This window comes from Streptomyces panaciradicis (assembly GCF_023516615.1).
GTDB lineage: Bacteria > Actinomycetota > Actinomycetes > Streptomycetales > Streptomycetaceae > Streptomyces > Streptomyces panaciradicis.
In genome coordinates this window covers 21,540-32,556 of record NZ_JAMGBF010000161.1, presented here as the reverse complement: position 1 = coordinate 32,556, position 11,017 = coordinate 21,540, and the positions used below count along the sequence as shown (strand labels likewise).

Below are 11,017 nucleotides of genomic sequence, written 5' to 3'. Positions count from 1 at the left end.
GGCCGGGCCCAGCCGCCCCGCCCGCTCCAGCAGCCGCCCCGCCGCCGAGGTCGCCGGGGTCAGCACGTCCGCCGAGCGCAGCCGCACCAGCAGGGCGAGGCACTGGGCGTCGGCCCCCCACGGCACCGTACACAGCGCCGTCGCGCCCGGCACCGTGCGCACCGAGGGCGCGTCGTCCGGGTCGGCGGAGGGCCAGGGCGCCACGCACACCATCGTGTGCGGGCCGTCGGCGCGGGAGCCGAGGGCGGTGCGCAGCTCGGCCACCGCCATGTCCCGCCGCCAGTCCCGCTCGGCGGTCAGCACCGCCCGCAGTTCCCGGGTGAGGTCGGCGCCGTGCTGGGCCTCGTCGGCGAGGAGGGCGCCGATGCGGACCGTGACCTCCATGGCGGCCGTCAGCTGCCGGTCTGTCGGGCCGGGGTCGGAGTCCAGCAGCCAGACGTAGCCGAGGACGACGCCGCGGTGGCGTACCGGCAGACAGATCCGCCCCCGGTACACGCCGGCCTCGGGCGTCGGCGGGATCCGGACCGGGCCCGTCGCCCGGGTGATGCCGAAGCCCTCGAACCAGGTGCGGACGGCCGCGGTGGAGCGCCGGGTGAGGATCGAGCGGGTGCGCACGGGGTCCAGCGCCGACGCGTCCAGCTCGTCCTCGCTGTCGTACGCCCCGAAGGCGATCAGCTCGAAGTCGCGGTTCTCCAGCGTCGCGGGGGCGCCGAGGAGTTCCGAGATCTCGTCGACCAGTTCCTGGTAGTCACCTCTGCTGTCCGCCGTCACACCGGCATTCTCCCGCACGACCGCCGTCGCTTCATACATCTGTCTGAGATCTGCGGCACGGATGCGTGACAGCTGTCGATGGCTGACGATCGGAGGGATCCTTAGGTTTCACGGTGGTTCTATCTGCTGGTTTGTGGAGGTGCCCCGTGCTGGGTCCCGTGATTCTTGCCGCGTCGCGCAGCGACCGGATGCGACGCCTGATCTCGGCGGCCCCGGTGACCAAGCAGGTCGTCGAGCGCTTCATCCCGGGCGAGACGGTCGACGACATCGTGCCGATCGTCCGCGAGCTCACGGGCCAGGGCCTGGAGCTGACCATGGACGTCGTGGGCGAGGACATCACCCGCCCGGAGCAGGCCGCCGCCGCCCGTGACGCCTACCTGGAGCTCGTCGAGCGGCTGGGGGAGCTGGAGCTGGGCGACCGCGCCGAGATGTCGGTGAAGCTGTCGATGTTCGGCCAGGCGCTGCCCGGCGGCCACGAGCTGGCTCTCGCCAACGTCCGTCCGGTCGTCGAGGCGGCCGCCGCCATCGGCACGACCGTCACCCTCGACGCCGAGGACCACACCACCCTCGACTCGATGTTCGCCATCCACGAGGAGCTGCGGAAGGACTTCCCGCAGACCGGCTGCGTCATCCAGGCCTACCTGTTCCGCACGGAGGCCGACGCCCGCCGCCTCGCCGCGGCCGGCAGCCGGGTGCGGCTGGTCAAGGGCGCGTACAAGGAGCCCGCCGAGGTCGCCTACCAGCAGAAGCACGAGATCGACAAGGCCTACGTGCGGGTCCTGCGGATCCTCATGGAGGGCGAGGGGTACCCGATGATCGGCTCCCACGACCCGCGCCTGATCTCCATCGGCCAGGAACTGGCCCGCCGGGCCGGCCGCAAGCCCGACGAGTACGAGTTCCAGATGCTCTACGGCATCCGCGGCGACGAGCACCTCCGGCTCGCCGCCGAGGGCCACCGCATGCGCGTCTACACCGCCTACGGCACCGACTGGTACGGCTACTTCATGCGCAGGCTCGCGGAGAAGCCCGCCAACCTGCGGTTCTTCGTGCGCAGCATGATCAGTAAGGGCTGAGCCGGCCCCCTCCCGCCCCCTCCCCGCGACACCCGCTCACGTACAAGGAGTTACGGAATCCATGGACGCTGTGACCCAGGTCCCCGCCCCCGTCAACGAGCCGGTGCACGGCTACGCCCCCGGCTCGCCCGAGCGCGCCCGGCTGGAGGCCAAGCTCAAGGAGCTGGCCGAGAACCCCATGGACCTGCCGATGACCATCGGTGGCGAGAAGCGGATGGGCGGCGGTGAGCCGTTCCAGGTCGTCCAGCCGCACCACCACAAGGCCGTCCTCGGCACCCTGCGCCACGCCACCCAGCAGGACGCGCGCGACGCCATCGACGCGGCCCTCGCCGCCGCGCCGGCCTGGCGCGCGATGTCGTTCGACGACCGTGCCGCGATCATCCTGCGCGCCGCCGAGCTGCTGGCCGGCCCGTGGCGCGAGACCATCGCCGCCTCCACGATGCTCGGCCAGTCGAAGACCGCCCAGCAGGCGGAGATCGACAGCCCCTGCGAGCTCGTCGACTTCTGGCGCTTCAACGTCCACTACGCCCGCCAGATCCTGGCCGAGCAGCCCCCGGCCAACTCCCCGGGCGTGTGGAACCGCCTCGACCACCGCCCGCTGGAGGGCTTCGTCTACGCGATCACGCCCTTCAACTTCTCGGCGATCGCGGCCAACCTGCCCACCGCCCCCGCCCTCATGGGCAACGTCGTGGTGTGGAAGCCGTCCCCGACGCAGACCCACGCCGCCGTGCTGCTGATGGAGCTGCTGGAGGAGGCGGGCCTGCCCAAGGGCGTCATCAACCTCGTCACCGGCGACGGCATCGCGGTCTCCGAGGTCGCCCTGGAGCACCGCGACCTCGCCGGCATCCACTTCACCGGCTCGACCAAGACCTTCCAGTACCTGTGGAAGACGGTCGGCAACAACATCGAGAAGTACCGCTCCTACCCGCGCCTGGTCGGCGAGACCGGCGGCAAGGACTTCCTCGTCGCCCACCCGAGCGCCGACCGCGCGGTGCTGAAGACCGCCCTCACCCGCGGTGCCTTCGAGTACCAGGGCCAGAAGTGCTCGGCCACCTCCCGCGCCTACATCCCGGCGTCCATCTGGAACTCCGGCTTCAAGGAGGAGTTCGCGGCCGAGGTCGACTACCTGACCATGGGTGACGTCACCGACCTGGCCAACTTCATCGGCGCCGTCATCGACGAGCGCGCCTTCGCCAAGAACAAGGCCGCCATCGACCGCGCCAAGTCCGACCCGGCCTGCACGATCGTCGCGGGCGGCACCTACGACGACTCGGTCGGCTATTTCGTCCGCCCGACCGTCGTGGAGTGCACCGACCCGGACAACGAGGTGTTCCGCACCGAGTACTTCGGCCCGTTCCTCGCCGTGTACGTCTACGAGGACGACAAGTACGACGAGATGCTGACGCAGATGGAGTCGGTCTCCGACTACGCGCTGACCGGCTCGGTCGTCTCCAACGACCGCGCGGCGGCGGCGTACACGATGGAGAAGCTGCGCTACGCGGCCGGCAACTTCTACATCAACGACAAGTCGACCGGCGCCGTCGTCGGCCAGCAGCCCTTCGGCGGCGGCCGCGCCTCCGGCACCAACGACAAGGCCGGCGCCCCGCAGAACCTGCTGCGCTGGACGCTGACCCGCGCCATCAAGGAGACCCTGGTCCCGCCGACCGACTACACCTACCCGCACATGGGCTGACGCCCGCGGACACACGGACGGGCCGGGTCACGACGACCCGGCCCGTCCGCTTGCTCAGCCGGGCATCTCCGTCCGCTCCCACCACTCGTACACCGGCAGCGTTCCCTCGGCGGTGTCCGCCTGGCGCGGCGTGGGACGGAAGTGCTCGTAGCCGTTGCGGAGTTCGATCTTCAGGTCGGCGCCGGGCGTGGAGACCGCGACGATGCGCGCGGGCAGGTCCTGCGGGCCGCCTTCGAGAAGTGCCTTGACCGTGTCGTTCATGACCTCACCGTTCCCTGTGTCGGATCGGATGCGTCTGCCGGCCGGGAGTCAGTCCGGCAGGACGAGTACGAGGCCGCCCTTGAGGTGGCCGGCCTCGCCCAGTTCGTGTGCCTTGGCCGCCTCGGCGAACGGCAGGGCCGCCTCGACGTGGACGCGGACGCGGCCGTCCGCGAGAAGGGCGGCGACCTTGGCGAGGCGGTCGCCCGAGGGTTGCGCCTGGACGACCGCGAAGCGCATCCCGCGGGCCTCCACGTCCTCCGGGGACAGCCCCAGATCGCCGGGGACCGCCGCCAGCAGCAGCCCGTTCGGGCGGAGGGTGTTCAGGGTGCGGGGGCCGAAGTCGCCGCCGACCAGGTCGAGGGCCGCGTCGATGTCGTGGACGGTGTCGGAGAAGTCGACGCTGGTGTGGTCGACGAGTTCGTCGGCGCCCAGGTCGTACAGGAAGCCGTGGCAGTCGGGCCGTTCCGTCGCGACGACGTGTGCGCCCTCCGCCTTGGCGAGCTGGACGGCCAGGTGACCGAGGGAGCCGGCCGCGGCGTGGATCAGCACCCGGGTGCCGGGACCGATCCGGGCGACGTCGATCAGGGCCTGCCAGGCGGTGAGGGCCGCCGTCGGCGCGGCGGCCGCGTGGACGTGGTCGACGCCGGCGGGCTTCGCGGCGAATCGGCCGGCGGGAGCGGTGACATGGCTGGCGTACCCGCCCGCGTCGATCATGCCGAAGACCTCGTCGCCGGGGCGGAAGCGGGTGACGGACCCGCCGACGGCCTCCACGGTGCCGGAGACGTCCCGGCCGAGGGTGAACGGGGGCTCCCCGAGGAGCGGGGCGATGCCCGAGCGCGCCAGCAGGTCGGCGGGGTCGACGCCCGCGGCCCGGACCCGCACCAGCACCTCGTCCGGGGCCGGCGTGGGGCGGAAGCGGTACTCGACCGTCAGGACCTCCGGTCCGCCGAAGCGGTGCTGCGTGATCACAGTCGCGCGGGGTTCTTCCGTGGCCATCGGGTCTCCCTCCCGAGTACGGACCGAGCACGGACCTGCGGCCGGTCCACGACCGCCTGAAGTCCATCGTGGCCCCCGGGCTCCGACCCGTACATCGTCCCAGACTTCCCCGGCCCGCGCCGCCTCGAAAGCGCAGCTCAGAGCGTTGTGACCCGATCCGCCGTCTCAGATAGTAGGAAGTCCGAGTAATTGTGGAGACAGACACGGCCGGCTCCCTTAGCTTTGTAGGAGCCGAACGTCTCGCTCGACAAGCGAATGGCGGTCCGGAGCCGGGCCCCGAGCAGGTCACCCCTGCGGCACCGCTCCCCGCCCCTTCCGGCGTCTCGCAACCCCTCTTATGGCACTCCCCGATGTCGAAGGAGTCGACTTCCCATGGCCGAGACGACCGCCCGCCGCCGAGTCCGTCACACCTCCCGCACGAGCGATTCCGACCGCAAGAACGCCGCGGCCGCCCTCCAGCGCGCCCTGGACCGCAGGGACAACGGCGGTTCGACCGGCCACTGAGCCGGGCATCATCCACCAGCCGGGAGCCGCCCGTCAGGGGTGCGGCGCGGGCTCATGCCCCGCGCCGCACCTCGAAGTGGTCGATGCGCTCGCCGCTCTGCGCCAGCGCCGACACCTTCAGCACCGGCCGCGGGCCGCTCACCGCCTCCACCGACAGCAGCGAGAAGCCGCGGTAGCGCACCCTCGACCACTGCACCGTCTCCTTGGCGGCCGCCCGTGACCTCGTCCACCGGAAGGTGTCGACGGGCTCGTGGCGCGTCACATGCCCCTCGTAGCTCTCCCGCACGCCGGAGGGGAAGCCGTACAGGTCCCGGCCCCCGCCGCCGGCGGTGACGTAGACCGTCCCGTCGCGCGTGGGGTCCGTCGAGGCCCCGATGGGAACCGCGCGTCCGACCGCCCCGCCGCGGACGGCGTCCGTCCGCTCGTAGACGTGGTTGTGCCCGTTGATCACCAGATCCACCTGGTACCGGGCGAACAGCGGCAGCCACTCGGCGCGTACCCCGCCGTCGGAGGCGTGCGTCGACGTCGAGTAGGCGCAGTGATGGAAGAAGACCACGACGAAGTCCACGCCCTTCGCCGCCCGCAGCGCGCCCAGCCGCTCGTCCAGCCACTTCGTCTGCCTGCCGCCGCTGTGGCCGAGGTTGGCGGGGATCTCGTACGACACGTCGTTGGCGTCCAGCGCCACGAAGCCGACGTTGCCGTAGGTGAACGTGTACGCGCCCGGCGAGTGGCGCGCGTCGAAGCCGCTGTCCGGCAGCGAGAAGCGGGCCAGCTGGCCGCCGTAGCCGTCCGGCGAGTACCACGCCTCCATGTCGTGGTTGCCCGTGGTCACCATCCACGGCACCGACCTGGCGACCGGCTCGTTCTGCTTGAGGAACAGGTCCCAGTACGCCGGGTCGTAGCCGTCCGACGTGCTCCCGCGGCCGTTGGTGTCGGCGTAGCAGATGTCGCCGGCGTGCAGGTGGAAGGCGGGCTTCCGGCGCAGCACGAGGTGGTCGTTGGCGGCCGCCGCCTGGCTCACGCCCTGGTCGCCGAAGGCCGTGAACACGAACCTCTCCGGCGCCGCGGGCGCGGTGCGGAAGGAGGCGATCGTGGAGCGGTGGGCGGGCGCGGCCGGGTCGAAGCCCTCGTGGCCGACGCCGTAGTAGTAGGTCGTGCCCGGCAGCAGGCCGTCGAGGGCGGCGTGCAGGTAGTACTGCTGCAGGGCCGGGCGCACACCGGTCACGCCCGGGGTGTGCAGGCCGCGGACCTCGGCCGGGACGCGCCGGCCCAGGTCGTCCGGGCGCGCGCCGAGGCGCACGTACGGCCCGCGCACCGCCAGCGGGACCTGCCACGACACCCGCATCTGCGTCTTCGGGTCGGCGCCGAAGGCGAGGTGGCGGCCGAAGGGGGAGAGGGCCGAACCGTCGACCGCGGAGGCCGGGGACGAGGCCCGCGGTGACCGGGTCGCCGTCCCCGGCGCCCCACCGCTGCCGCAGCCCGTCAGCAGCCCGCCCGCCGCCACCGCGCCCGCCGTCACCAGCGTGCGCCGCGGCACGAGCTTCGTCCGCAGGTACTCGTGCTGCTCGGCCATGCTCATCCGCTGCGCGAGCGGGGACGGAATGCCGACGTCGGGGAGGTCCATGACGGTGACGTTCCCCGCGGTGGTCGACGCCCGTCATACGGCAGGGTGAACCGGGGGTGACGCGTTGACGCGACGCGCCCTCGATGTCCGTATCGCGGACAGCTCATGTCATCCCATGGGACGAGGAGTAGGGTGCCGACATGTCTCGCAGCATCGATCTCGCAGTGATCCCCGGTGACGGCATCGGGCAGGAAGTCGTGGCCGAAGGCCTCAAGGTCCTCTCCGCCGTCCTCCCGCAGGATGTGAAGCTGGAGACCAAGGAGTACGACTTCGGCGCCAAGCGCTACCACGCCACCGGTGAGACCCTCACCGACGCCGACCTCGACTCCCTCAAGGGGCACGACGCCATCCTGCTCGGCGCGATCGGCGACCCGTCGGTCCCCTCCGGCGTCCTGGAGCGCGGCTTCCTGCTCAAGCTCCGCTTCGCCTTCGACCACCACGTCAACCTGCGGCCGAGCAAGCTGCTCCCGGGTGTGGCCACCCCCCTCGCCGGTGAGCCGAGCATCGACTTCGTCGTCGTCCGCGAGGGCACCGAGGGCCCGTACACCGGAAACGGCGGCACCATCCGCAAGGGCACCGAGCACGAGGTCGCCACCGAGGTCTCCGTCAACACCGCCTTCGGTGTGGAGCGCGTGGTCCGTGACGCCTTCGCCCGCGCCCAGGCCCGCCCCCGTAAGAAGCTCGCGCTGATCCACAAGAACAACGTGCTGACCTTCGCGGGCCACCTGTGGACGAACGTCTTCAACAAGGTCGCCGCGGAGTTCCCCGAGGTCACCACCGAGTACATGCACGTGGACGCGGCGACCATCTACCTGGTCACGCAGCCCGAGCGCTTCGACGTGATCGTCACCGACAACCTCTTCGGCGACATCATCACCGACCTCGCCGCGGCCGTCTCCGGCGGCATCGGCGTCGCCGCGAGCGGCAACATCAACCCCTCCGGCGAGTTCCCCTCGATGTTCGAGCCGGTCCACGGTTCCGCGCCCGACATCGCCGGCCAGGGCAAGGCCGACCCCACCGCCACGGTCCTGTCCGTCGCCCTGCTCCTGCGCCACCTCGGCTACGAGGCCGAGGCCGCCCGCATCGACGAGGCGGTCGCCGCCGACCTCACCGAGCGCGTCGGCAAGCCCGCCCGCTCCACGTCGGAGATCGGCGACGCGCTGGCCGTACGAGTAGCCGGCTGACCGGGCGGTTCACTCGAAGAAGTATTCGAAGCCGCCGGGTCACTCGCACCCGGCGGCTTTCGCATGTCCCCCGCCGGGTGCCACCATCATCCCCTGGGTCGCATTCACGCCGTTTTCTTCCCCGGCTCCCCGCTTGCGATAATCGAACGCGGAGCCGCGGAGTGAGGGAATGCTCGGACGTCCTAGCACTGGCCAATGGCAGCGAAGGGCGTGGCGCGGCCCGTCACTACACAACCGGTGAAGGACAACCACTCATGACGACGCCCACGATCGAGCTCAAGCCCTCCGCCAGCCCGCTCTCCGACGCCGAGCGCGCCGCGATCCTGGCGAACCCCGGGTTCGGCCGCCACTTCACCGACCACATGGTGACGATCAAGTGGACCGAGGGCCGCGGCTGGCACGACGGCCAGCTCGTCCCGTACGCCCCGCTCTCCCTCGACCCCGCCACGATGGTCCTGCACTACGCGCAGGAGATCTTCGAGGGCCTGAAGGCCTACCGCCAGCCCGACGGCTCCGTCGCCACCTTCCGCCCCGAGAAGAACGCCGAGCGCTTCCAGCGCTCCGCGCACCGCCTCGGCATGCCCGAGCTGCCCGTCGAGACGTTCATCGAGGCCTGCGACGCGCTGGTCCAGCAGGACAAGGCGTGGGTGCCCGCGCACGGCGGCGAGGAGTCGCTCTACCTGCGCCCGTTCATGATCGCGACCGAGGTCGGCCTGGGCGTCAAGCCCGCCAACGAGTACCTCTTCCTGGTCATCGCCTCCCCGGCCGGCGCCTACTTCCCCGGCGGCGTCAAGCCGGTCACCATCTGGCTGTCGGAGAACCGCGTCCGCGCCGTCCCCGGCGGCACCGGCGACGCCAAGACCGGCGGCAACTACGCGGCCTCCCTGCTCGCCCAGGCCGAGGCCGCCGCCAAGGGCTGCGACCAGGTCTGCTACCTCGACGCGGTCGAGCACAAGTGGGTCGAGGAACTCGGCGGCATGAACCTGTACTTCGTGTACGGGGACAGGATCGTCACGCCGACCCTGACCGGCTCCATCCTGGAGGGCGTCACCCGCGACAGCCTCCTCGCCGTCGCCCGCGACCTCGGCTATGCCTCCGAGGAGGGCCGCGTCTCCATCGACCAGTGGCAGGCCGACGCCGAGAACGGCACCCTCACCGAGGTCTTCGCCTGCGGCACCGCGGCCGTCATCACCCCCGTCGGCACGGTCAAGCGCGAGGGCGCCGAGTGGCAGCAGGCGGGCGGCGAGCCCGGCGAGGTCACGATGAGGCTCCGCGAGGCCCTGCTGAACATCCAGCGCGGCACGACGGAGGACAAGCACGGCTGGATGCACCCGCTCGCCTAGTCGCCGGCGTAGTCGTGGCCGCCTGGGGGCTGCCGCCCCCAGGCCCCCGCTTCGGCCTGGACGGCCTCGTCCTCGAATGCCGGACGGGCTGCGGGTGCCGCCCTCCGCCCGGAAGGTGCCCCGCGCTGCAGCAGCAGGTACGTCGCGCCTCCCGCCAGGCCCGACAGGACGAAGCTGCAGTCCACCCCGCCCGTCAGTGACAGCAGGGGGCCCTCGTACGACGGGAGGGAGACTGCCAGCAGGCCGACGGCGGCGCCGACGGTCCAGGAGACCGTGGCCGGGATGTTCCAGCCCGCCCGGTACCAGTACACGCCGCCGCGCGCACGGCGGTTGAAGACCTGCAGCGCGGCCGCGTCGTACACCCCGCGGCAGCGCACGAAGCCGATCAGGGTGATGACCGCCCACGGGGTGCCGATGGCGGTCAGCAGCAGCACGAAGGACGTCATGGCGTCCTGGGCGGTCGAGCAGTAGTGGCCGACGAAGACACAGGCCGTCGCGACGGCGGCGACCGCGCAGGTGGCCCGGGCCCGGGAGGCGCGCGGCAGGATCGCGTCCAGGTCGAGGCCCATGGAGTACAGCATCAGACCCGCGTTGCCCACCGAGCCCGCCGAGGCCGCGAGCAGCAGCGGCAGCAGGTACCAGGCGGGGGACGCCGACACCAGCGGGCCCGCGTAGTCCGCCGCCGCCCGCGCCGCGTACGCGGTGAAGGTGCCGAAGAGCTGGGGGACCAGCAGGCCGAGGATCAGGCCGAGCCAGGTGGCGTGCAGCACCCGGCGGGAGGAGTGGCGGGCCGGTGAGATGTAGCGGGTGTAGTCGCCGAGCAGGGTGATGAAGGCGATCGGACCGGACAGGCCGGCGGCCACCGCCGCGAGGAACCACGTCGGCCAGAAACCGCCCAGCAGATAGCCGCCGGCCTCCGGGAGCGCGGCGGTGGTGAAGTGCGGGGCGTAGGCGACGACCCCGAGCGCCAGCAGGGCGGTCATGCCGATCGCGAGGAACCGGGACATCGCCAGCAGCACGCGGTAGCCGTACACCGCGCCCGCGACGGTCGCCCCGGCGAGCAGCGCGTAGATGAGGGCGTACGCCACCCCGTCCACCGGCAGCCCGAACATCCGCCGCAGGACGCTCACCATCACGTCCCCGCCGATCCACACGGTCAGCGCGGTGTAGCCGAGGGCGAGGAGCAGGCCCACGACCGAGCCGACCAGGCGCCCCCGCACACCGAACTGGGCGCCGGAGGAGGTGGACAGGTTCGTGGCGGTGCGCAGGGAGATCAGGGCGAGCGGCGCGGTCAGGACCGTGCCGGCCAGCGTGCCCACCACGATCGAGCTCAGCGAGGACCACCAGTCCAGACCGAACGACGGCGGCAGCCAGCCGAAGATGATCACCCCCAGGCAGAGGTTGGAGCCGAGGAGGATCGAGACGAGGTCGCGCGGCCCGCTGGTGCGTTCCTCGTCGGGGATCGTGTCGACTCCGCGCTGTTCCATCGAGATCGGCATGGTGGGTCTCCCTCGGTTTGAGTGCCGCTCAATGTGAACCTGAGTGCGTCGTCGCGTCAAGCGTTTCGT

9 protein-coding genes and 1 pseudogene are annotated in these 11,017 nt (G+C 71.7%); 5 read left to right on the top strand and 5 right to left on the bottom strand.

Translation table 11 applies throughout. From position 1 onward, the window contains the following. A pseudogene (locus M8J74_RS37295) lies at nt 1-810 on the bottom strand (PucR family transcriptional regulator); the annotation flags it as partial. Nucleotides 811-917: 107 nt separating this feature from the next. On the opposite strand from M8J74_RS37295, the gene M8J74_RS37290 reads away from it, so the two are divergent. Both M8J74_RS37290 and pruA read left to right on the top strand, forming a co-directional pair. After that, the gene (locus tag M8J74_RS37290; protein WP_249840677.1) at nt 918-1,844 is read left to right on the top strand and encodes a proline dehydrogenase family protein; all 927 of its coding nucleotides are present in this window, start codon (nt 918-920) and stop codon (nt 1,842-1,844) included. 61 nt (nt 1,845-1,905) lie between these two features. After that, the gene (gene pruA / locus M8J74_RS37285) at nt 1,906-3,537 is read left to right on the top strand and encodes an L-glutamate gamma-semialdehyde dehydrogenase (RefSeq protein WP_249840676.1); all 1,632 of its coding nucleotides are present in this window, start codon (nt 1,906-1,908) and stop codon (nt 3,535-3,537) included. A 54-nt stretch (nt 3,538-3,591) separates the two neighbouring features. Here pruA and M8J74_RS37280 read toward each other — a convergent pair whose 3' ends face one another. Further along, a complete protein-coding gene (locus M8J74_RS37280) occupies nt 3,592-3,798 on the bottom strand; it encodes a DUF5988 family protein (RefSeq protein WP_058923001.1) in 207 nt (68 codons plus the stop codon). A 48-nt stretch (nt 3,799-3,846) separates the two neighbouring features. Further along, a complete protein-coding gene (locus M8J74_RS37275) occupies nt 3,847-4,794 on the bottom strand; it encodes an NADP-dependent oxidoreductase (RefSeq protein ID WP_249840675.1) in 948 nt (315 codons plus the stop codon). 372 nt (nt 4,795-5,166) lie between these two features. On the opposite strand from M8J74_RS37275, the gene M8J74_RS44690 reads away from it, so the two are divergent. Beyond that, complete coding sequence (locus M8J74_RS44690; protein ID WP_267955930.1) at nt 5,167-5,298, top strand: hypothetical protein; 132 nt, start codon at nt 5,167-5,169, stop codon at nt 5,296-5,298. A gap of 52 nt (nt 5,299-5,350) precedes the next feature. Here M8J74_RS44690 and M8J74_RS37270 read toward each other — a convergent pair whose 3' ends face one another. Further along, a complete protein-coding gene (locus M8J74_RS37270; RefSeq protein WP_249840674.1) occupies nt 5,351-6,922 on the bottom strand; it encodes a purple acid phosphatase family protein in 1,572 nt (523 codons plus the stop codon). A 140-nt stretch (nt 6,923-7,062) separates the two neighbouring features. Here M8J74_RS37270 and M8J74_RS37265 point away from each other — a divergent pair, with 140 nt between their 5' ends. Both M8J74_RS37265 and M8J74_RS37260 read left to right on the top strand, forming a co-directional pair. Further along, on the top strand, nt 7,063-8,106 hold the full coding sequence (locus tag M8J74_RS37265) for a 3-isopropylmalate dehydrogenase (protein ID WP_058922998.1): 1,044 nt from the start codon (nt 7,063-7,065) through the stop codon (nt 8,104-8,106). Nucleotides 8,107-8,360: 254 nt separating this feature from the next. Further along, on the top strand, nt 8,361-9,449 hold the full coding sequence (locus M8J74_RS37260) for a branched-chain amino acid aminotransferase (protein ID WP_249840673.1): 1,089 nt from the start codon (nt 8,361-8,363) through the stop codon (nt 9,447-9,449). On the opposite strand, the gene M8J74_RS37255 is transcribed toward M8J74_RS37260, so the two are convergent. Beyond that, nucleotides 9,446-10,948 carry a cytosine permease gene (locus M8J74_RS37255; RefSeq protein ID WP_249840672.1) on the bottom strand — a complete coding sequence of 501 codons (1,503 nt, stop codon included), beginning with the start codon at nt 10,946-10,948 and terminating at the stop codon, nt 9,446-9,448. The two genes, M8J74_RS37260 and M8J74_RS37255, sit on opposite strands and share 4 nt — an antisense overlap. Nucleotides 10,949-11,017: the final 69 nt, after the last annotated feature.